24 protein-coding genes and 2 tRNA genes are annotated in these 22,627 nt (G+C 26.6%); 13 read left to right on the top strand and 13 right to left on the bottom strand.

Annotated features, from left to right (window positions below):
- From MHO_RS00130 to MHO_RS05080, 4 genes are read right to left on the bottom strand one after another with little or no spacing between them, the layout of a single operon-like run.
- A complete protein-coding gene (locus MHO_RS00130; RefSeq protein ID WP_012855301.1) occupies positions 1 to 582 on the bottom strand; it encodes a F0F1 ATP synthase subunit B family protein in 582 nt (193 codons plus the stop codon).
- A gap of 4 nt (positions 583 to 586) precedes the next feature.
- On the bottom strand, positions 587 to 892 hold the full coding sequence (atpE, locus tag MHO_RS00125; RefSeq protein ID WP_012855300.1) for an ATP synthase F0 subunit C: 306 nt from the start codon (positions 890 to 892) through the stop codon (positions 587 to 589).
- A 13-nt stretch (positions 893 to 905) separates the two neighbouring features.
- A complete protein-coding gene (locus MHO_RS05085; protein WP_012855299.1) occupies positions 906 to 1,760 on the bottom strand; it encodes a F0F1 ATP synthase subunit A in 855 nt (284 codons plus the stop codon).
- Positions 1,753 to 2,211, bottom strand: coding sequence for a hypothetical protein (locus MHO_RS05080; RefSeq protein ID WP_012855298.1), 459 nt, complete (start codon positions 2,209 to 2,211; stop codon positions 1,753 to 1,755). The genes MHO_RS05085 and MHO_RS05080 overlap by 8 nt, the downstream gene beginning before the upstream one ends.
- Positions 2,212 to 2,417: 206 nt before the next feature.
- Between MHO_RS05080 and MHO_RS00110 the strand changes: the two genes are divergently transcribed.
- From MHO_RS00110 to MHO_RS00100, 3 genes are all read left to right on the top strand, one after another.
- Positions 2,418 to 4,568, top strand: coding sequence for an ATP-dependent Clp protease ATP-binding subunit (locus tag MHO_RS00110; RefSeq protein WP_012855297.1), 2,151 nt, complete (start codon positions 2,418 to 2,420; stop codon positions 4,566 to 4,568).
- Positions 4,569 to 4,693: 125 nt separating this feature from the next.
- Positions 4,694 to 5,248, top strand: coding sequence for a hypothetical protein (locus MHO_RS00105; protein WP_012855296.1), 555 nt, complete (start codon positions 4,694 to 4,696; stop codon positions 5,246 to 5,248).
- A gap of 161 nt (positions 5,249 to 5,409) precedes the next feature.
- On the top strand, positions 5,410 to 5,871 hold the full coding sequence (locus MHO_RS00100; RefSeq protein WP_012855295.1) for a Got1/Sft2-like family vesicle transport protein: 462 nt from the start codon (positions 5,410 to 5,412) through the stop codon (positions 5,869 to 5,871).
- A gap of 79 nt (positions 5,872 to 5,950) precedes the next feature.
- Here MHO_RS00100 and MHO_RS05075 read toward each other — a convergent pair whose 3' ends face one another.
- On the bottom strand, positions 5,951 to 7,759 hold the full coding sequence (locus MHO_RS05075) for an MATE family efflux transporter (RefSeq protein ID WP_012855294.1): 1,809 nt from the start codon (positions 7,757 to 7,759) through the stop codon (positions 5,951 to 5,953).
- 307 nt (positions 7,760 to 8,066) lie between these two features.
- On the opposite strand from MHO_RS05075, the gene MHO_RS03200 reads away from it, so the two are divergent.
- The 4 genes from MHO_RS03200 (at position 8,067) to MHO_RS00075 (ending at position 13,372) form a co-directional block, all read left to right on the top strand.
- The gene (locus tag MHO_RS03200; RefSeq protein WP_041359577.1) at positions 8,067 to 8,429 is read left to right on the top strand and encodes a hypothetical protein; all 363 of its coding nucleotides are present in this window, start codon (positions 8,067 to 8,069) and stop codon (positions 8,427 to 8,429) included.
- A 7-nt stretch (positions 8,430 to 8,436) separates the two neighbouring features.
- On the top strand, positions 8,437 to 9,768 hold the full coding sequence (locus tag MHO_RS00085) for a DNA methyltransferase (RefSeq protein WP_143763814.1): 1,332 nt from the start codon (positions 8,437 to 8,439) through the stop codon (positions 9,766 to 9,768).
- Positions 9,755 to 12,208 (top strand): DEAD/DEAH box helicase family protein, encoded by a 2,454-nt coding sequence (locus MHO_RS05070; RefSeq protein ID WP_012855293.1) that lies wholly within the window; start codon positions 9,755 to 9,757, stop codon positions 12,206 to 12,208. Before MHO_RS00085 ends, MHO_RS05070 begins: the two co-directional genes overlap by 14 nt.
- A gap of 90 nt (positions 12,209 to 12,298) precedes the next feature.
- The gene (locus MHO_RS00075) at positions 12,299 to 13,372 is read left to right on the top strand and encodes a S66 family peptidase (protein ID WP_012855292.1); all 1,074 of its coding nucleotides are present in this window, start codon (positions 12,299 to 12,301) and stop codon (positions 13,370 to 13,372) included.
- Between the two features lie 90 nt (positions 13,373 to 13,462).
- On the opposite strand, the gene MHO_RS00070 is transcribed toward MHO_RS00075, so the two are convergent.
- The 4 genes from MHO_RS00070 to MHO_RS05060 form a co-directional block, all read right to left on the bottom strand.
- Positions 13,463 to 13,538 (bottom strand) — tRNA-Lys (locus MHO_RS00070).
- Positions 13,539 to 13,543: 5 nt separating this feature from the next.
- A tRNA-Leu gene (locus MHO_RS00065) sits at positions 13,544 to 13,630 on the bottom strand.
- Between the two features lie 245 nt (positions 13,631 to 13,875).
- Positions 13,876 to 14,070 (bottom strand): hypothetical protein, encoded by a 195-nt coding sequence (locus MHO_RS05065; protein WP_143763813.1) that lies wholly within the window; start codon positions 14,068 to 14,070, stop codon positions 13,876 to 13,878.
- Positions 14,071 to 14,232: 162 nt separating this feature from the next.
- On the bottom strand, positions 14,233 to 14,418 hold the full coding sequence (locus tag MHO_RS05060) for a hypothetical protein (protein ID WP_041359570.1): 186 nt from the start codon (positions 14,416 to 14,418) through the stop codon (positions 14,233 to 14,235).
- Between the two features lie 132 nt (positions 14,419 to 14,550).
- On the opposite strand from MHO_RS05060, the gene MHO_RS05055 reads away from it, so the two are divergent.
- Genes MHO_RS05055 through rsmA form a run of 3 tightly spaced genes read left to right on the top strand, consistent with a single transcriptional unit; the run spans position 14,551 to position 16,770 of the window.
- The gene (locus tag MHO_RS05055; protein ID WP_012855291.1) at positions 14,551 to 15,237 is read left to right on the top strand and encodes a 5'-methylthioadenosine/S-adenosylhomocysteine nucleosidase; all 687 of its coding nucleotides are present in this window, start codon (positions 14,551 to 14,553) and stop codon (positions 15,235 to 15,237) included.
- Entirely contained in the window at positions 15,237 to 16,004 is a 768-nt protein-coding gene (locus MHO_RS00045) for a TatD family hydrolase (RefSeq protein ID WP_012855290.1), read from the top strand. The genes MHO_RS05055 and MHO_RS00045 overlap by 1 nt, the downstream gene beginning before the upstream one ends.
- Entirely contained in the window at positions 15,973 to 16,770 is a 798-nt protein-coding gene (rsmA, locus tag MHO_RS05050; protein WP_232500347.1) for a 16S rRNA (adenine(1518)-N(6)/adenine(1519)-N(6))-dimethyltransferase RsmA, read from the top strand. The genes MHO_RS00045 and rsmA overlap by 32 nt, the downstream gene beginning before the upstream one ends.
- A 70-nt stretch (positions 16,771 to 16,840) precedes the next feature.
- Here the strand turns inward: rsmA and rpmB are convergent, their stop codons facing one another.
- The 4 genes from rpmB to dnaA all read right to left on the bottom strand — a co-directional run bounded on the left by rpmB (position 16,841) and on the right by dnaA (position 19,823).
- On the bottom strand, positions 16,841 to 17,038 hold the full coding sequence (gene rpmB / locus MHO_RS00035) for a 50S ribosomal protein L28 (protein WP_012855288.1): 198 nt from the start codon (positions 17,036 to 17,038) through the stop codon (positions 16,841 to 16,843).
- 68 nt (positions 17,039 to 17,106) lie between these two features.
- Positions 17,107 to 17,319 carry an RNA-binding S4 domain-containing protein gene (locus MHO_RS00030; protein ID WP_012855287.1) on the bottom strand — a complete coding sequence of 71 codons (213 nt, stop codon included), beginning with the start codon at positions 17,317 to 17,319 and terminating at the stop codon, positions 17,107 to 17,109.
- On the bottom strand, positions 17,319 to 18,416 hold the full coding sequence (gene dnaN / locus MHO_RS05045; protein WP_012855286.1) for a DNA polymerase III subunit beta: 1,098 nt from the start codon (positions 18,414 to 18,416) through the stop codon (positions 17,319 to 17,321). Before dnaN ends, MHO_RS00030 begins: the two co-directional genes overlap by 1 nt.
- 15 nt (positions 18,417 to 18,431) lie before the next feature.
- The gene (dnaA, locus tag MHO_RS00020) at positions 18,432 to 19,823 is read right to left on the bottom strand and encodes a chromosomal replication initiator protein DnaA (protein ID WP_012855285.1); all 1,392 of its coding nucleotides are present in this window, start codon (positions 19,821 to 19,823) and stop codon (positions 18,432 to 18,434) included.
- Positions 19,824 to 20,154: 331 nt separating this feature from the next.
- Between dnaA and rpmH the strand changes: the two genes are divergently transcribed.
- From rpmH to yidC, 3 genes are read left to right on the top strand one after another with little or no spacing between them, the layout of a single operon-like run.
- Positions 20,155 to 20,301 (top strand): 50S ribosomal protein L34, encoded by a 147-nt coding sequence (gene rpmH / locus MHO_RS00015; protein WP_012855284.1) that lies wholly within the window; start codon positions 20,155 to 20,157, stop codon positions 20,299 to 20,301.
- Positions 20,302 to 20,328: 27 nt separating this feature from the next.
- Entirely contained in the window at positions 20,329 to 20,658 is a 330-nt protein-coding gene (gene rnpA / locus MHO_RS00010; protein WP_012855283.1) for a ribonuclease P protein component, read from the top strand.
- On the top strand, positions 20,648 to 22,627 hold the full coding sequence (gene yidC, locus MHO_RS00005) for a membrane protein insertase YidC (RefSeq protein WP_041359561.1): 1,980 nt from the start codon (positions 20,648 to 20,650) through the stop codon (positions 22,625 to 22,627). The genes rnpA and yidC overlap by 11 nt, the downstream gene beginning before the upstream one ends.

Genomic DNA, 22,627 nt, shown 5'->3' with positions numbered 1-22,627 from the left:
TTAATCTTCTAAGACTTCATTAATTAATTTAATGTTATCTTCATTTCTAATTTCACGGCCAATAATTTTCTTGGCTAATTCAACAGCATTTTCTACTATTATTTTCTTTTGCGCTTGTTCTAGCTCAGATTGCTTTTTATTAATCAAAATTTGTGCTTGATCTAATAAGAGTTCAGATTGTTTTTTAGCAGCAATCGTGCTTGCGTTGACAATTCTTTCACTTTCTGATTTAGCATGATTAATTATTAAAGCTGCTTGATTATTAGCTTCAATAATTTTTTTATCATTTTCTTCTTGAACTTTTAAAGCATTTTCTTTTGCTAATATTGAAGTATCAATATTTTTTTGAATAAGTTCTTGGCGGTTTTTAATTAATTTCTTTATGGGTTTATAAACCAATAAAGTAATAATCAAAACAACTAGGCCTAAGCTTATTAATGAAAAAACAAAGAATGGTCAATTAAATGTTAAACCATTAAAAGTTTTGTTTAGTTCTTCTGCAATTTTAGCAGAAGCAGATGGCTTAGCTGCTGCAATTGCATTTTGCGATTGGCTTAATAAATTTGCAAAATTTTGAAACATATTTTTAAACGAAGATTAGCAATAATGAAATAACTAAACAATAAATAGATCCGGTTTCAACAATACCTAAACCCAAAATTAACAATGTACGAATTTTTGAAAGTGCTTCTGGATTTCTTCCAACAGCTTCACAGGCTTTAGCAACGGCTAAACCTTGACCAATAGAAACTAAACCTGAGCCAAGAACAGCAATACCTGCTCCTAACATTGTTAAACCATATGCTAGAGGGTAGTTCACTCCTGCTTCTTTACTATTAACACCTGCTGATGCTGTATTGAATGCATTAACAATATTTTCTAATTTATCCATTTTTTTTCCTTTCCTAAATAGTTGCCTCTACTACTGAGGTTTCATTATTTTTATTATCTATATTATTTTTATTTTGTTTATTTTTTAAGATTTCTTGTTTTCATTCTTTTATTTTGTCTTTATGTTTTTCTTTTATATCTTCTTCAGCAGATTGCATTCAATATGAAATTGTTAAAATCATAAATACAAATGCTTGAATGAAACTATCAAAAATATCAAAATATAAATTAAATGCTGGCAAGATCAATAACCCAATAGGGTTTAACTCAGCTGAAGGTGATTCTAAGTTAGCGCCAATAATTTTGGTTCAAATATTATTTAAGAATAAACTTACTAGTGCAACCAATACAACTCCTCCAAGTATGTTTCCATACATACGGAAAGTTAAACTTATTAATGGTGAAAAGTTTGATGATGCTTCTAAGGGATTAAGAATTTTAAATAAATACTTAAATTTTTTATATATGAATCCAATGATGTGTGTTCCAAGTCAACTTATAACAGTGGCAGCAAAAATTGCTGACAAACCAGTTCCAATTGGGGCTAAACCAACTAATGAAAGCATATTTCCTAAAATCAAGAAGGCAAATAATGAAATAAAATAAGGATTCATTTTGTCAAATTTATTGCCATGGGTTTCAGAAATAAATTCATCACTGTTTTTTATTATACTTTCAACCATTAATACAACTGTATTAGGTGCTTTATCAACTTTTTGTCTTTTTATTGCTACAAAAATTAGTATTGAAATAATAAAAATTAAAGCAACTAAAATAATTAAAGTAAATAATTGGTTGTCATTGAAGCTGCTTACTTCGCCAGGGTTAACTGGACCACCAAATCAATGAAGACGTAAAATTCTATCCATTTTCCTCCCTTCTCTTTAAATTCCTTTTAGTGGTAATTTTTTTAATTAATTCCATAACTATTATTTGTAAACTAAATAATGTATATGGAATAGCCATTGTGATTACGTTAAAAGGTACAAATGCAACATTTGCATTTGAATGTTTGTTTTTATAAAGTAAGTTAAAGATTACAAATAAGGCAATAATCAATAAAGCAAGAAAATTTAAAATTAAAAAAATAATAACTGCGAGGTTCTTGTTTTTTTTAATACTAGCGTTTTCTTTTCAATCATTCATTTTTTTAAATACTAAATGTAAGCCACTTAAAAAAATAAGAAAACTGATTACTCCTACCAAATATCCTGTTAGTAGAGCTCAGTTTAGATAAGCAATTCCTAAAAAAATGCAAAGCGTAGCAACATTTATAAATAAAAATAGAAATCAAAATCGTTTATTTATAATGTCTTTCATCTTAACTCAATCGGTTACGAAATAACCGGATTAATTATAGAATAAAAAAACATAATGTTTCACTAAAATATTTTTTTATAAAAAAATAAAATTATTTTAATAGCAAATTTTTTTATGGGCAACATATCAATTAAAAAATTAGCACTCTTTTTAACACAGTGCTAATTTTTGTAGTATAATTTTTTATTGTAAAAGGAGGACAATATATGGAAGCAAGTTATACACCTTATGAACAAGAAAAAGATCCCTTGAAGGAATTTGGTCGAAACTTAACTGAGTTAGCTACGCAGAACAAACTAGAACCTGTTATAAACCGTGATGAAGAAATAAGATCACTAGTTAGAATTTTGTCAAGAAAAACTAAAAATAATCCCGTTTTAGTTGGCGAACCCGGCGTAGGTAAAACAGCAATTGTTGAAGGCCTAGCAAGGAAAATTGTTGAAAATCAAGTTCCAGAAAACCTAAAAGGTAAACAATTAATTGAAATTGATTTACCTGCATTGGTTGCCGGAACACAATATCGTGGTCAATTTGAAGAAAGACTAAAAAAAGTATTGAAAAAGATTGATGAAGCAAATGGTGAAATCATTCTTTTCATTGATGAAATTCATATGATAATTGGCGCCGGAGGAACTGGCGATAGCAATATGGATGCGGCGAATATATTGAAACCTATGATGGCAAGAGGACAATTGCATCTAATTGGGGCAACAACATTGGATGAATATAGAAAATATATTGAAAAAGATCCGGCCCTTGAAAGAAGAATGCAAAAAATTTTAATTTCAGAACCTTCAATTGAAGATACCATTACTATATTGCGTGGTATAAAAGAAAGATTTGAAGCATATCATGAAGTTAAAATTGACGACTCTGCTATAGTTTCGGCAGCAAATTTATCAGCAAGATATATTGCAGATAGATTTTTGCCTGATAAAGCAATAGATTTAATTGATGAAGCAGCATCAAATATAAAAACTGAAATGAACTATTTGCCTGAACCTCTAGAAAAAATTAATTATCAAATTGCTAGATTAGAAATTGAAAAAGCTGCTCTAACAAATGATAGTGAAACAAAGCAAACAGCCATTAAAAATAAAGAAAGAATTTTAGAAATAGATAAAGAACTAAATACCTTAAAATTGCAAAAAGTTGACCTTGAAAAACGCTGGAAGCAAGAAAAAGAAGATATTCAAAAATTTTCTTCAATTAAAGAAAACATTGAAGAATTGAATAGAAAATTGCCTTTACTACAAAGTGAAGGAAAATATGTCGAAGCTTCTAAAATTATGTATGTTTTAGTTCCTGAATTAATTAAAACTAGAGATGAATTGGAACAAAAAATACAATCAAGGAAAAATCGTTTAATCAAGGAAGTTGTTGATGCTGAAGAAGTTGCAGATATTGTTTCAAAATGAACAAATATTCCAATTAATAGATTACTAGAAAACCAAAAACAAAAAATTTTGAATTTGTCTGAAACATTAAAAAAGAGAGTGAAAGGTCAAGATCAAGCAATTGAACTAATCTCTGATGCAATCAAGCGTTCTAAAGCAAACATCAATGACCCAAATAGACCAATTGGTTCGTTCCTATTTTTAGGACCAACTGGTGTTGGTAAAACTGAACTTGCAAAAAGTTTAGCAGAAGCCTTGTTTGATGATGAAAATCACATTGTAAGATTAGACATGTCTGAATATATGGAAAAACACAGCGTGTCAAAATTAATTGGATCGCCTCCAGGTTATATTGGTTATGATAACGGGGGACAACTAACTGAAAAAATTAGACAAAATCCTTACTCAATAGTTTTATTTGATGAAATTGAAAAAGCAAATTCAGATGTTTTAAATATATTGTTACAAATATTGGACAATGGTACCTTAACAGATAGTACAGGAAGGGTAGTAAACTTTAAAAACACAATAATTATCATGACTTCAAACATTGGAAGTAGTGAAATTATAAATAAGAGTTTAACCATTGATGGGGTAAGGGCATTATTATTAAGAAGTTTTAGACCAGAATTTATTAATAGAATCGATGAAATAGTACCATTCAACCCATTAAGCCCTGCCGTTGTTTGCGACATTGTAAAACTAGAATTATCAAAACTAAAGAAAAGAGTTATTAATAACCATAATTTAGTAATTAATTTTGATGATAAAATAGTTAAATTCGTTGCTGATAACGCTTACGATTCCGCTTTTGGCGCTCGTCCAATTAAAAGATATATTCAAAAAAACATTGAAAACAAATTAGCAATGGAAATCATAAAAGGAAATTTAGTTGAAGGTGACGTTGCCTTATTAACAGTTTCAAATAATAATGTTATTGAATTACAAACAAATAATTAATTCATAAATAAGAAGTTTGCAATAATATTTGCAAACTTTTTTTATGCTTTTAAAAAAAATGAATTTTAAAACACTAATTTTTAATATAATTAAAAAATATCTAAGCTATAAAATAGGAGAATGAAGTGAATAATAACTTAAAAACTAAAGAAAATGCAAAACTTCTAATAATATTTTCATCAATCTTATTAGGAATAGATGTTATTTATATTATTAGTGGTTCGCTTGTACCAATATTTGGATTATTATTAGCAATAGCAAGCATTGTGTTTTTTATTTTAACAGTTGTTTATGGATTTAAAACAGGATCACGTGAACCAAAAAATAGTAATCGAATGATAATAAGAAAATTATCCATTGCATTAATAGCATTGTTTGCAGCAGCAATTGCAATAGTTATTGTTGCAATAATAATAGCAATATCTTTATCACTTGGCGCATATAATTATGAATACCCAACAAATGAATATAATCCATTTTTATTAGAGTCATCAACATTTGCACTATATATTATTTGTTTAATTTTGATCCTTGCAGAATTAGGCGTTTTAATTGCATTATTATGTTTTGCAGTTAAGATCTATTGCGCTAAAAATAACAATAATGTTAATAATGAAACAAACAACTATGGTGGCGACTCTCAAAAGCCTCAAAATTGAAATTCCGACAATCAACAATAAAAGCTAAAAATTACAAAATTATTTAAAAACATCAAGCAGCAACACAAATTTAAAACGAAATTTAGTTTTGAAGCGCTTGATGTTTTATTTTTAAAATATTTAAAAATTATGAATTTTATATAATTTATTACGCTTTATATAAAACGAAAGGAAAATAAGTAATGGAAAATAATTCAAAAAACTTGAAAACCAAAGAAAATGCAAAACTTCTAATAATATTTTCAGCAATCTTATTAGGAATAGATGTTATTTATATTATTTGCGGTTCGCTTGTACCAGTATTTGGATTATTATTAGCAATAGCAAGCATCGTCTTTTTTATTTTAACAGTTGTTTATGGATTTAAAACAGGATCTCGCGGCTTAAGTAAAAATGAAATAACAACAAGAAAATTATCAATTTCATTGGTTGCCTTGTTTGTGATTTCATTTGTCTTAGCAATTATTGCTACAGCAATGTTTTTATCAGGTGCTGCTAAAACTGCTATAGCAATATATGGACTTTCAGTAATTGCTAATCTTGCACAATTAGGTATTTTAATTGCATTATTATGTTTTGCAGTAAAAACTTATAATAATAAAAACAATTCACACCCAGCCCAACAACAAAATTTAAGACAATAAAACTAAAGCAATTGTTTAACGATAAGAAATAAAAAACTTGCAAATTTGCAAGTTTTTTTATATAAATTCTTATTAGTTTTTATTGCTTTAAATTATTACTTTCATTAACTTGTTCTTGTTGCATTTGAGCATTGTATAGTTCTTCTTGTTTTTCTGCGTGTTCAAAAAACTTATGTTCAATTCTTCTACTTCAACTAACTTTTGCTTGATCGATATAAGGCATTTTCTTATAGACAAATCATCATGAATAAAGCATCAATATTGATGAAGCAAATACACAGTTGAAAACAAACACAGCAATAATGATTCAATTTGAAATTACTCTGTTGGCAGAATCATGATTAAATATTCCTCAAGCAATTCCATATCCAATAGGAACAATTATTACAAAGCAAATAAAGTTTTCAAATATTGAGGCAAAGATAGACTTTGCAATATCATTTGAACCTTGAAATGCTAACAATGAAACAACAACAAATGAAACGGCAATTATTCTAAGCGACATAACCTTAATAAATACACTAGTTCCCGCAATTCTATCTGGGTCTATGTTTAAAACTCATATTCACAAATTATTAGATGTTAAGGCAATAAATATATAAACAAGAACTGAATATAGAATAGCTATCAATATAGTTCATTTATATACTTGTTTACATCTATCCATGTTTCTTAGTGAATAATTATATGTAAATAAGCTTCTAGCGCCATCATTTATACCAAATATTGATGTCAAGAACAACATAATAATTGGTTGGGTTTTTGCTCAATAATATTGGAAATAATCAGGCATTGAAAATGAGGTCTTAGTAATTAAAATATTCATAATTAAAAATGAAAAACTTATTCCAAAAATTCTTAAAAATCCACTTGCACCAAGTAAGAATGTTGGTCCCAATAATTCTTTTTTAAATTTAAATTTGAATAGGTGCGAAAGAGATAACCAGGATTTATTTTGCTTAATCTTTATTGAAATATAAGCAAAATAAGTAATTGTGTTAAATGTTCAACCTACAATGGTTGCCATGACGCCGCCCAAAACTCCCATTTTAAAGCAAATAATAAATAATGCATCACAAGCAACATTTATTACGTTTGCAACTATAGCACAAATCATTACATAACTGTTATAGCCTTCTGCTCTTATAAAATAAGATAGATAAAGGGTTAATCCTTGTAATATTGTTCCTGATGCATAAATATATAGAAATTGCTTTGCTCATTTTATGCTTAATGAATATGCAGCACTGTAATAATCTTGCAAAGCATTAGGATCTATGCCGGCTATTCTAGCAATATTATAATCAATATGAGTTTCGCCTGCTAATACATTTAGTAATCCACTTCATATAAACACAAAAGATACTAACGTGGCAAATAAGGAAAGCGCAACCGTAAACCAAAACATTGTCGCCCATAAATCTTGGCCAGCCCGTTTTAGTTGCTTACTTACACATTTAGTGTAATAAATTGAAGCTCCAACAGGTACTAAAAATACTATTGCATTAGAAAATAATATTAATGGGCCAAATACTGCCGACGCAGTTGAAACAATACTATTAGGAGTAATTTCAGCTAATTTCGTAATTGAATGTAAATTATATTGTTCAATCATTATCTTATAATCACTAAAAAATCCACCACTATGCAAGGCAGGATTTAAAAATTGAACAATTTCACTTTCATTATTTCCAAAGATGTTTCTATTTTTTGGAACCAAATTCAAAATAAAAATTTGGTCAATAAATCCATATAGTCCAGCCATAATTGCAGCAAGCAAACTTGGAATAGCAACAATTCAAATTGCTTTTTTTATTGGCGTTTGGCCAAATAATTTTTCTGCTCTTTCTTGTTTTGCTTGTTTAGCATCTATTTCTTTGTTTTTCATAATTATCCCCCTTTCTTTTTAGCAATAAAATAAAAATGCCATATATCGAAATATATGCGCATGTTTGCGTTTCTTTTTATTAATAATACTCTTTTATTAAAATGAAGTTCAATTTTTTTTATTTTTTTACAAATATATTTAAATTTAAGGTTAAAAAAATATGTTAAATATGTTAATTAAATTATTAAATTTAATTTTTTAACTAAAAAATAGTAAAGAAATAAGTCGGAAATTACAGAAATAGTAATCAAATAATTTAAAATTATTATATAAATCTTAAATTTAGGTATATCAAGGAGAACAACTCATGAAGGATTTAAAAAATTATATAGATGATATAGATAACTTGAATTCTTTTTTATTAAATCAAGACCAAAAGAAATTAATAAAAGAAATTTTAGTTAACACAAACAATTCAAATAAAGAAAACTTGGACAATGTTTTTCAACTTTTGATTCAAAGAGTTAAAACAGGCTTTGTTTTTGATGTTGCGCCTAGTGTTGATGCAAAACAAATTGCAATATTAAAAAAACAAGAAAAATTATCATTTACAAATGATTTATTGAATACTAATAAAAACACTTTAATTATTGGTGAAAACTATGATGCATTAAAAAACCTACTTGTAATAGAAAGACAAAAAGAACAAATAGGGGGGGGGGGATTATAATTACGATTTAATATATATTGATCCTCCTTATAATACCGACAGTGCAAAAGATGACGGCAACAATCTTTCTGAAAAAGATAATGTTGAGGCATCTAAATTTATTTATAGAGACAAATTTAGTCGTACAGGTTGACTAAATATGATGAATGAAAGATTAAAAATGGCTCGCCAACTTTTAAAAGAAGATGGTGTTATTTTTGTTTCAATTGATGATAATGAACAAGCATATTTAAAAGTATTAATGGACGAAATTTTTGGAGAAGAAAATTTTGTAACATGTTTTTCTTGAATAAAAAAGAGGGGACCCGGAGGTAACACTACTTTTAATTTTGGAATTGTTAAAAATACAGAATATATTCTTTGCTATTCAAAAAATATAAATGTTTTAAATTTAAATTATATTGTTCATAGCGATGAAAGGTTAAAGAAATTGGGTTATATAAATAAAGACGTTTTTTTTAATGAACGTGGATATTATAAAATGACCTTACTTTTCCATCCTAGTTCAACTGGTAGTTTTCAATATTTGAAATCTCTAGATTATCCAATTGAAGCACCAGATGGAACTACTTTTATGTTGCACGTAAATAAATATAAACCAGAGTCGGGCTGTTATACATGAAGCTATGATGCATATAAGGCGGGAAATAAATTAGGATTCATCGAATGTAAGAAAAATTCAAATGATGAATGAGTAGCCTTTAGAAAGCAATATCAATTTGTAAAATTTGATCCAAGAACAAAAAAAATTGTAAAAATTAGTGCTGGCCAACAATATGAAAATATTATAGATAACATTTATAGCCAAGGTGGTGGTGAAAATATGAAAAGTATTTTTTCAGATAAAAATATTTTTGATTTTCCTAAACCAATCGAACTAATTAAGTATTTAATTAACATTCATCCTAATCCTGATGCTCGCATTCTTGACTTTTTTGCAGGTTCGGGAACAACCGGACATGCAGTTTTAGATTTAAATAAAGAAGATGGTGGCAATAGAACATTCACATTAGTTACAAACAATGAAAATAACATTGGTATAAATGTTTGCTATGAAAGACTTTATAGAATTAACAATGGCAAAGGAAGTAAAGGTGAAACAGACTTCGATTGAATAAAGAAAAATGAACCATATAATCAAAACCTTGACGTCTTTGAGGTAAATTATTACAACACCGATGCGTTTGATAATAATAATGAAATAATTAAACAAGATTTTAAAAACATGTTGAATGATTTTGACTTATCGAATGTAAATAAAATTAACGAACAAGAAATATTACTAAATTTAACCGCTTTAAAACCAATTGAAGGAAAAGATAGCAATGAATCTAACTAGTGTACAAGAAAAAGCAGTTAAACAATTGCTTGAAGAATATAAAATTGCAATTCAATCTAGTGAACCTAAAATAGTTGATTTTCAAGCTCCAACTGGTAGCGGTAAAACCTTTATGTTGGCTAATACTATAAATGAAATAATAAAAGAAAATAATGCCAATGGTGAACCAAACAAATTAGTCTTTGTTATTGCCACGCTTTCATCAGCAGATTTGCCTTTTCAAATGGAATCAAACCTAAATGAATATAAAAGATATATTAATGGTTTGTATGAAGTAGAAAGAAAGGAATCTCCTTCCTTGAATTCTCAAAAAAATAAAGATTCAACTTATAATTTAATTCCTCAAAAAAATAAAGTAATAATCTTTGGTGTTTCATCATTTGGTAAAAATAGAATATTTACCGAACAAGGTTTGCTTGAAAGCTTTCTTGATCAAACTAAATATCAAAACTATACATTAGTTTATATTAGAGATGAAGCGCATCATGGTGGAAATATAAAAGGTAGAAGTAATTTTAAATTTGAAGATATTGATACAATCCATGATGAATCTAAATTAAAAAAAGAAGAAGTTAGATTTGAATATAAAATTCAAAAAGCAGCCAATTTAATAATAAAAATGACAGCAACTCCTAAAGGAACACATAAACTTGTCTATATTGATGAAAAGGATTTAGCCGAAGATGATATTAAATTGTTAAAAGATGAATTAATTTATAACAAGGGTATAGCTGACTCAAGTCAAGATTTAATTGATGATAATGAATTACTAAATAAAGCATGTCAAACATTTAAAGAAGTTCAAATCCAATATGCAAACAATAATAGTGATTTAAAAAATATAAGACCAGCAATGCTTATTCAAGTCGAAAATGAACCAAGTGAAAAATCAACAGCCAAAGAAAAAGATGATTTTAAAGAAAGCATTGAGAACATAATTAAAAAATTAAATGAATGTAATTTGAGTTATGTTAAATACTTTTCAAATGATAAAGTGGAATCTTCTTCTTTGATAAAGGAAGAAAATCATAAAATAAACTTAAAAGAAATTTCAAAAAATGACTCTAATGTTGATGCAATAATTTTTAAAATTGGTCCTTCAACTGGTTGAAATATTCCGAGGGCTTGCATGCTTGTGCAACTTAGAAAAGTGTCATCAAGTAGTTTGTCTATTCAAACAATAGGAAGAATTAAAAGATTCCCAAATCCAAGTTATAACAAAGATCAAATTTCTAGAGAAGGCAATAGATACTATATTTATTCAAATGCTCAAACCAAAGAAAATATAAGAAGAACATTGATTTTAAAACGAGAATTTGAAAATGAAAAATTTGTTTATGGCCAAATAAATAAAGTAAAAATCAAACAAGCAATAATAGGAGCAGATTTTATTAGAGAAGCTAAAAATTCTATTGTTAAAGAAAAGATTGATGAATATTTTAAAAAATACCATAAAGAATATATTAAAAACAACAAGAAATTAATAGGAGAACAAGGAAACATTGAAGATAAAATTAGAGTTTATTCATGAATAAATAATTCAATTGAATTAGAATTATTTATCAACAAATTTCTTCTTATGCATAAAAAAATATTCAACGAAGTTCTTATTGAAGCGTTAAATGAAAAATATGATTCTATTTATTCAAACAATAGTCCAATAACAAGAAATATTTTTTGATATATCTTAATAAAAGAATATTTCAATACATTTAAATTACAATATGCTCAATATATTGAAAAAATAGATTCAACAAACCAACTTTATAAAATATTAGCCAATAAAACATTGCCTGAAACTAATGAAATATTTATTGACCCTGATCAAATAGAAAAAAATAATGTTAAACTAAACAAAACAGAAAATTATGCATATAAAGATTTAAACGATAGACTTCATCATTTTGATTCGAATCCCGAAACATTATTCATTAACGAAGCAAAGAAAATAATTAGTGAATATAAAAATGAAATAAACGTCAAAGTTTATACAAAAAACCCTGTTTTTCATGGTTTAAAATTAGAATATTTTGATGAAGAAAGAGAAATTAAGTCTTCATATCCTGATTTTGTTTTTAAAATAAATAATGGTGAAATAACAAATTATTTATATATTGAAGTTAAAAGTGCAAAACACGATTATAATCAACAAAAAACTAAAAACATAGTTACTAGCTATAAAAAATATTTAGATAATAAAAAACCTGATAATGCTTTATTTGTTGATGACGTAGAAAAAAATAATAATTACACGTTTTTAATTTGTTATGTTGATGAAGAAAACCAAGACTTTTATTTTTTAGGGGCAAGTGATAATGCAGAACTTGATAAAGAGGTCAATATATCTATTCCTGACGGCATAAAAGAATTAATTATCAATAAACATAAATTTATTTCAGATATTGAATCATTATTCAAATATTTTCAAAACAATAAATAATTAAATCTAGCCCTAAAAATTAGACTTGTACAAAATTGTATGTCTAATTTTTTTGTTTTAATTTAATAAACTTTTCAATATAATTTCTATATGATCAAACCAATAAAATTAAGCAAGGAAAATAGCATTGCAATAGTAAGCTTATCTGCAGGAACTATTGGAGAAGAATTTGCTAGTCACCAATTAGATTTGGCAATAAAAAGACTCAATTTGGATTTTCAACTTAACGTTATGATTGCTAAAAACGCACTTAAAGGAATAAAAGTTTTAAAAGAAAATCCTATGTTAAAAGTTGAGGATTTAAATGAAGTTTTTAGCAATGTCAATATAAAAGCAATAATTTGTGCAATTGGTGGATTTGACACATACAAAACTATTCCATTTTTATTAGAAGACGAAAACTTTAAAAATTTAGTCTTAAATAATCCTAAAATTTTTATTGGATATTCCGATTCAACCGTTAACCATTTAATGTTTTATAGATTAGGACTAAAAACATTTTATGGGCACAACATTTTATGTGATATTGCTGAACTTGACAAAGAAATGTTGCCTTATACTAAAAACTCATTTAAATGATTATTTGATAATAAAACTAAATTTGAAATTAAGCCAAGTGCATATTGATATGAAGAACGAAATGATTTTTCAAAAAAAGCATTGAATATACCAAGAGAGAAACATAGAAACATTACAAAATATGAATTTTTAAATGAAAAGAAATCGTTTGAGGGATATTTATGAGGTGGTTGCATTGAAACTATTTATAGTGGGTTAGATGAAGAAAAAAACAAAGAAGAAGCCGAAATATTTAAAAAATATAATTTAATATTGAAACCTAATGAACTATGTGATATGGTTTTATTTCTTGAAACAAGTGAAGAAAAGCCAAGCCCGCAATTACTTAAAAAGATGTTGCTAAAATTCAAAGAAGTTGGCTTATTTAAAAATATTCAAGGAATATTAATCGGATGCCCTCAAAATCGTGTTTATTATAATGAATATAAAGAAGTTTGAAAAGAAGTTGTTCCTTTTGATATTCCAATAATTTACAATGTTAATTTCGGACATTGTTATCCAAAAACTATTATTGCTTATGGAGCTAAAATAAAATTCAATAGTCAAAACAATAAACTTCAATATTTAGAATCAATAGTTGAATAATTCAAAAATCAGGTTTAAAAATAAACTTGATTTTTTATAAATAAAAATAATAAAAAAGAGAGCAACGCTCTCTTGATCAATTTCTTGAAATGGTACGCCCTAGAGGATTCGAACCTCTGACCCAATGGTTAAAAGCCATTTGCTCTACCTGCTGAGCTAAGGGCGCATTTATGGTGCCCAGGACTGGACTTGAACCAGCACGGCCATTACAGCCAACGGATTTTAAGTCCGTAGCGTCTACCATTCCGCCACCTGGGCAGTGGCTCTTATTTAATAGCGTAATTATTATAAGCCATTTTTAAATATTTTTTTAAAAAAATAGTTTTTTTAATTCATTGTTAATTTTAGCAAATATAAACTTATATATATTTCTGTTTTTTATAAAAATAGAAATACAAAAAAGGTAGGATGGATTATATTAGACTGCACTTTTTATTTTTCTTTAGTTTTTGCTTTATGAATAATGCAACGATATATTGTGCTTAAAACTTCATCTAAATGGATTAAAAATATCTTTTCTTTAAAATATAACTTTTTTTCTTATCATTCGACTCATCATTTCTAAAATATATTTTATTTTTATTAACAAACACAATAATTGAGTAATAATTTATTGATTTAGAAAGTATACTATTTAATGCTTCAATATGGGCTTTTTTTGAAATATTGATCCTTAGATCATTTTCGCGCTTTGTCATCGCCATACTTAGCAACTGCCTTCAAATATTTTTTATTTTTTGAGCCGACAACACCCCTTTTCAGTTTTTTGTTTCTATTACAAAAATACCTTTAGAGAATACTACAATATATCTATTTGTTTTTGTTTACCTCATTCTCCTGTCAGCCTAATATTGTTTAAACTAAGTATTTTTTGTATTCATTGTTTGCAATATTTTTATTATTTCTTGTTCTCCCTTATCGCCTAATTCTTTTTTGAAGTTTTTTTCTTTTAAAATTGTGCGTTTTTTAATAAAAAATATACAAATAACGCCAATGAAAATTGGAATAATTAAAACACATAAAATAATGATTAACAATATTTTCATATATTTTAATTTTAAAATAAATTCTTTTTACAATTAAAAACTTTATCTAAAAGCAAAATTTATTTGCTAATTGCGTTTTAACAATAAAAATGTAAGTTATTTACTTATTTATGCATATAATAATAAAAATATATGGAAAAGAAATTTTATTTATTTATTTTTGCTGAACCACTAGAAACTGAACAATTAAGACTAAAATATAGCAAGCATTTAGAACAAATAAAAATTGATTTTGAAAATAATTTTCAGAATCTTTATGAATTAAATTGAAACAATAAACAAATTTTGTTAGCACATTGTGGAGTTGGAAAAACTAATTCTGCTTTAATGTTAAGTTATTTATTGACTAAGTTCAATATATTAAAAGTAATTAACATTGGACCTGCTATATCAATTTTCAATGGTAGCGTTGGAGATATTTATTGCATACAAAACTGCAAATATTATGATGTTAATTTAACTGCCTTACCTAATTATAAAATCGGGCAATTGCCTAGTTTGCAAGATGTATTTCATTGCAATCAAGATCTAAAAATTTGCAGCAATTTTAAAAAAGCCAATATTATAACCGGTGACAGTTTTATTAATAAAAGCATAATAAATTCAGATATATTAGATTGAAATACAAATAATTTATTAGGCGATATGGAATGTTGTTCATTGGCACATACATCATTTATTTTTGGCAAACCATTTTATTCATTCAAGGTGATTTCAGATTGTTTGGAATCTAATAATAACTTAGAATATAGGCAATCAAAAGCAATTTGGGAATTAAAAATAATTGATATTTTTAAAGATATATTAGGAGAACTATAATGAAATTTATCGATTTACACACCCACCCATCAACTGAATACTATTCAGATCCTCTTGAAATAGTTAATGAATGACATAGCCTAAATATGGAAAAACTTTTTGTATGTGGAACAAACGAAGATGATTCGATACAAGCAATAGAACTTGCTAAAAAGGTTAATTTTGTTTATCCTGTTATTGGAATACATCCAACATTATCAAACGGTTTGCAAGATAGAGAAATTTTAAACAAGATATATGAACCAAATGTTGTTGCAATTGGGGAAGTTGGTCTTGATTATCATTATGATGATTCACCTAGCAAAGAAATTCAAAAACAAGGATTTATTGCCCAAATAGATTTTGCAAAAGAACATAATTTACCAGTAATTATGCACATTAGAGATGCTTTAGATGATTCTTTAGATATAATAACCTTGCCTCAATATAAAGACATTAATTTTATATTTCACTCATTTAGTGGGGATCTTAGTTTTTTAAATAAATGCTTGACATATTCAAATATCTATTATTCAATAAGCGGGGTTGTTACTTTTAAAAATGCTAAGCCTTTACAAGAAGCAGTAAAAAATATTCCTTTAGATAGAATATTTTGTGAAACTGATACACCTTATTTAGCCCCAACTCCAATGAGAGGAAAACCCAACATTAGCCCTTTTGTTCAATACACATATGAATATATTGCTAATTTAAAACAAATTGATGTTGATGTTTTAGTTGAACAAATTAAAAAGAATGTTAGAAAGGTTTTTAAAATCTATGATTAAAGCATTAAAATCATTGGGCCAAAATTTCTTAAGCAATAAAAACATTCAAAAAGAGATTGTAAAGGCTGCAAACGTTGTAGGCAAAAATATTATTGAAATTGGCCCAGGAATGGGCGCAATAACTGATCAAATGGCAGATGTTGTAAATAGACTTGTATGTATTGAATTTGATAAAAGATTATACGAATTTTTATTACAAAAAAATTATTCAAGCAATGTTGAAATATTGAACCAAGACTTCTTACAAACAGATTTATTAAAATATACTGATTTTGAAGTAATCGGAAACATTCCTTATAATATAACAAGCGATATAATTTTTAAATTATTAGATAACGCTAAAAACATTAATAAAATAACATTAATGGTTCAAAAAGAAGTAGCAGATAGAATATGCTGTGGAGCAGGCAATTCTCAATATAGTAAATTAGCGGCATCAATACAACTTCTCTATGAACCTAAATATTTATTCACTGTTAAGGCAAAAGAATTTAATCCCGCTCCTAAAGTTGATTCGGCAGTTATTCAACTAAATCTAATAAAGAATAATGATTTTATTTGAAATAATCAAGTTGAGATTTTGAAATTTATTAAACAAATGTTTCAATACAAGCGTAAAACTTTATTAAATAATTTTCCAAGCAATTTAAAACAAAAAATTTCTGATTTTTTAAAAAGTAATGAACTAGATTTAAATATAAGAGCTGAAAAAATTACAAAAGAAATTTCTATTAATTTATTCAAATTTATAAACAATAAAAATTAAGCCAACTGCTTAATTTTTTTTAAAATAAAAAGTTGCCTAGGCAACTTCATATTATTTTTATAAAAAACTACTATGCAACTAGACCATATTTTTTTAGTGTTCTAGCATTTTTTGCAGTTACACGAACTGTTTTTTTACTTCCGGTTTCAGTTAAAACAGTAACTTTTTGAAGATTTAAGTCAAATGTTCTTTTTGCGGTGTTTAAAGCGTGTGATCTTTTGTTTCCACTTAGAGCTTTTTGACCTGTTAATTGATCTCTTCCTGGCATGATTTCTCCTTTATGTTATTGTTAAGCTTAATAATTATAATATTTTATAATATTTATAAAAAATATTTTTATTTTTGTCCTTTTATTAAATAAACATTGTCATCTATTCAAACGGTATCGCCGGGATAAATCTTAGCATTTCTTCCGTTTGCAAGGTTCCCGTTAATTAATATTCTATGAACCTGAACAAAATATTTTGCCATTCCACCCGTTGGACACACATCAATTTTCTTTAAAAATTGACTTAATTTAATAAATTCTCCAGTAATTTCTATTTCCATTAGAATCCTTTTTGTGGCGTAATCAATTGTAGCACATTCGGGTTAGAATCTGATTTTATGACTATTCTTAATTTATCTTTTGTGAATAAAATATTTAAATTATCTTCATATACAGAAATAGCATCCTTTAAAAATCTACTATTTAATGCAAGTTTCAATTCTTCACCGTTGTAAGAAAAATTATTTGTTTTAATTTCAGCATTAGCAATTTCTTCTCTAGCAGATGAAATGGTTAAAACATTATCAACAATGTGCAACTTAATTTTATTATAGTTTTCATTAATAATAACTGATGCCTTATTCAATAAGTTATTTAGTTCTTTTTTAGTTATTTTAAGTTCAGTGTCAAATTCTTGTGGAACAATTCTTGAAACATCTTGATACAATTGATCAACAACTTTTGACTCAATAGTTGTTGAGTCTAATTTAAATGAAATCTTTTGATCAGAAATATTTAAAATAACGTCGCCATTGTAATCAAAGTTGGTAATATCTCTTAAGTTTTTAGCTAATATTGAAATATTGAATGTTACATCTTCAGAAATATCTTGAACTGCTTGGGCATATCTAAATCTGTCAGTTGTTATAAACTTTATTTTCTTATTGGCTGCCGATATATTGACACAACACAAGATTAAACTAACTTCGTTTGTTGAAGCAGCAAAAATAACATCACGAACTAAAGATTTAAAGTCATTTCAGTTAATTTTTACTTGTTCCCCATAACATGCAAAATCAATTGCAATATATTCATTTACATCATATATATTTAAATTATAATTTTCGTTGTTTGTACTTATTTTAAGAATATTATTTACAACTTCTAATACTATTTCGCCATCTAACTTCTTAATAATATTTTTAAACAAGCTAAGTTCAACTAATACAATTCCGGGCAATTCAATTTGGGCATCAATTGATGTTTCTATTTCATGCTTTATGCTTGTTTCACCATTTGAACCAATTAATGTTATTTTGTTATCCTCTGCTTGAATTAGAATACCTTTCATGACTGGTAAAAACGGATTTGCATCCACGGATTTTGATACTCTTTCAATTGCATTATCCAATAACAATTTATCAATTTTTAATTTCATTTCTATACCTACCTATTACGAAATTTTTTTAAGATTGCTTTCTATTTTTTGCAATGCTAATTTAAGCGTTGGATTACTGTTAGCATTTTTTTCAATTCAATTAAGCGAAACAATAACGTTTGAATGTGATTGATTTCCTACAACCTTGCCTATTTCTTGCAATGTATAATTAAAATTTTTATTCACTAAATATGTTGCTATTCTACGGGCATTAACCACATCATTTGTTCTTACATTACTCAATATTTTTTTTCTGTCAATTTTATAGTATTTAGAAACAGCATCAATTATTTTATCGGGGGTAATATTCTCAGCAACTTGAGTCATGCTGTTAAATATTGATTTTATTGTATTAATATCATATGTAAAAAAGCCGTCGTCACCATCTTGAAATAATTTTATTCTGTTAATTGCACCCTCAATATTTCTTATTGATGAAGAGAAGTTTCTAGCAATAAATTTTAAGCTTTCCTCCTCTCAAAGTTCCGGATTTATACCGTTTTCTTGCAACTTAAATTTCAAGATATTAATTACATCATTTAACTCTGGTTTTAAAATTTCAACAGTTAATCCGCCATTAAATCTAGTTATAAATCTTTGTTCAAATCCACCTAAATCATCCGGCTTTTTATCACCACAAAAGATTATTTGCTTATCGTTCATTATCATATTATCAATAATATTAAATAAGACATTTAATGTAGAATCACGATTACCATATTGTTGAACATCATCAAACATTAGGCAATCATAAGACATTAATTCATCAATAATTTTATTAATTTGTTCTTGATTCTTTGATTTTAATTGTTCAACTAATCTTCTTGTCAATGAATCAGGATTTATATATAATGCACTTCTACCGTGTTTTAATAATTCATTTCCGATAGCATGTAATAGATGTGTTTTACCAAGCCCACTTGAAGCATGAATAAATAAAGGAGAGAACAATATCTTTTCACTATTGCAAATAGCCTTTGCTGCCTTTAAAGCCATATTATTAAATTTTCCTATTGCATAATCATCAAATGTTAAATTCTTCTTAATATTGCTAAAATTTTCTTTAGAATTATTAGTCAATGAATTAGTTGGAGATTCAATATTATTGCTATTTTGCAAACTTTTAATTTCATCTAAATTTCTAATATAAACCAAATTATATTCTTCACCATAAACGTTTTTAATTGCTCTTTTAATACTTTCATTATGACTATTCTTAATATATGTTAAAACATCTTCAGGTCCTTTAACTAATATGTAAATCATTTTATTATTTTCTTTTACAATTTCTAATGACGACAAGAATTGATCATATATTAAGGGATCACTTGCAGTATTAACTAATTCTTTTTGAAATGACATATTATGCGCTTTTAAATCTAATTCAGAGGGATTTGTAGTTTTCATACCTCTATTATATTTTAAAATTCAAAATTAATAAATTAATAAGCCCTTATAAATGCTAATTTACAAATTATTAACAAAATTATTAACATTTTTTTTAGGCCTTTTGTTTTTAAAATAAGAAGTTTTTTATACTAAAATAACATAATAAACATTTAAATAATTTCTTTGTTTATTTTGTTATTAACTTTAAATTTTGTGTTTCTTTTAATTTACATTAAAAACATAAAAAATATTAAATTTTTTTCTTAGGTATTTTATATACTTTTTTTGTCGTATTTTTGGTAAAATAAATTAAGTTATTTTATATATAAAAACGCAAAGGAGAATTGTTATGAAAAGAACATACCAACCAAAAAAACGCAAACACATTAAAGTTCATGGTTTTATGGCTAGAATGCAAACTAAAAATGGTAGAAAAGTTTTAGCAGCTAGACGTGCAAAAGGTAGATATACATTAACTGTATCAGACAATAAATAAGTCTAATACCTTGCATATTTTTAAATTATGATAAATAAAAATAACGTTGTTAAAAAAAATTGGGAATTTCAGAAAATTCTTGATTCTCACAATCAAGTGGTTTCAAAAAATTTAATAATTTATTTTAACAAATCCGATTTCTTTAAAGTGGGTATTTCAATCCCTAAGCAATTTGCAAATGCTGTTTTGAGAAATCATTACAAAAATCAAATCAGATCAATTCTAAGAAACATTGATTTTAGCACTTTAAATTACGAAACTGTGATTATTGCTCGCAAAGGCTTCTTGAGTCTTGACTGGAATCAAAAAGTTAAAGAAGTAAAAAAACTTTATGAAAGGATCGCTGATGGCAAATAAGGATGTCTCTAAATTCTATAAAGACTTTCGAGTTCGTCAACCAGAAAACAAAACACCGAAAAATATTTGGTTAAAAGTTTGAAAATGAATAAAAATTGTCATAGTTATATTATTTTTGGCTATCGGTTTAGTTGGTTGTGTACAATCATTTACTGTAAAATCAAGTAATAAAGTCGGTTCTGGACAAGAGCTATATTCTAAAAAGAGTGACATTTCACCAAATATTGTCACTTATAGATACGATAGCACTGGTAATTTCTTTACCTTACCAAACAAAATAAATGATAAAAATATTATCGCCAATACATATCTCGCTTTAAAAGAACCTAATGCTATTAATGAGTTAAGGAAAAGAGATCCTAATTATGGTGCATATGGTTCTCGTTCATTTGGGTTGCAATTGCAAATGCCAAAAAACGACAAAGCAAAAGTTTTATCTTCTCATGATGAAGATTGAACAAATATAACAGAAAAAGGAACATCTGATAAAAGTGGCTACATCTACAATGTAAATGGAAATTATGCTTACTTTAATTTGGGTGATGAAAAAGGAAATTACAAAACTAAAAATTACACTCCATTAACTAAATTCAGTGAAATTTTAATTCCTAATTCCTTATCATTTGACACTAAGCCAAAAGATAAAGATGGCATTATACCAACAGATTGAACAAAAATAAAAGAATTTAACTATGATATAGTAGAAGGAAAGTTAACTGGTGGTTCATCAGTTGATGAAATTGTTCTAAGAGATATTTTTCAAATTCTTGTTTCAAATACATTACAAAAATGAGCAAGTTTGAAAACCTTTAAAGATGATAAGGTTAACATCTTTAAAGAAGCATTAAAATTAAATGGTAGCGAAAATGCTAACCAAATAATTGAAAAATGAAATCAATTTATAAGAAGCTACGAACAAAAATCAAAAAATAAAACTCTTTTAGCCAACGAAGATGAAGGAAGAAAGTTACTTCAACTATTTACTTTTGTTAAAAGTGTTTTCCAACAATACTTGTCAAATGTAAATTATGTAAAATTACCTTCTAAAACAAATGACGGTAGTTTTGTATATAGAAAATCAAGTCTAAGTCCTGCTTCAAATTACAATTCAGAATATTGAACAAACACAATATTTAATAATAGCGCAATATTGAGTCAAAAACCTATTTCAACATACAAAGAATATTGAGCACAAGGACCATTTTATGGTATATTTGTTCAACCTATATACTTATTTATGGACTCAATTATAAAAGGACTTGGAACAACAGGATGAAGTATTATATTAGCATTAATAGTTGTTATTATAATTGTTCGTTTAGTAGTATTTGGTGTTTCATTCAAGTCTTTGTTTAGTCAAGCAAAAATGGAAGAATTCAACCAAAAGAAAGCCAAAATTGAATCCAAATATGCTGCTTACAAAGGCGACAGACAAATGATGCAACGTAAGCAAGCTGAAATTAGTGAATTATATAAGAAAGAAAAAATCTCTCCTTGATCACAGATTTGGCCTCAGTTTATTGCATTGCCAATATTAATTGTTGTATTTAGAGTTATAAATACCTCTCCTGAAATAAAACAAGCAACCTGATATTCAATTCAATTATCAGCAAACTCACTAAACCGGGTATTTTCTAACAAAGAATTCATATATCTACCAATAATTTTAATATCTGTCGGTATGCAAGCACTATCGCAATATATGCCAAAGATTCTAAATTGAAAGAAAAAGAAGTCATTACGTGTTGATGCTTATCAAAAAGCAGCAATGAAAAAACAAAATCGTATGTCAAATATTATTTCATTAGTATTTATAATCTTTGGAGCATTCTTTAGTGCCGGACTACAAATTTATTGAATTGTTGGAGCATTTATATTAATATTGCAACATATATTTGTTCACTATTTCCAAAGAACAAAATTCTTTAAACAAAAAGTTGAACCAAAGCTTACAGCAAAAGCAGCTTAA

It is taken from the genome of Metamycoplasma hominis ATCC 23114 (assembly GCF_000085865.1).
Classification (GTDB): Bacteria; Bacillota_I; Bacilli_A; order Mycoplasmatales; family Metamycoplasmataceae; genus Metamycoplasma; species Metamycoplasma hominis.
Note: the sequence above shows the minus strand (reverse complement) of the source record. Positions and strands in the feature narration are given on the sequence as shown.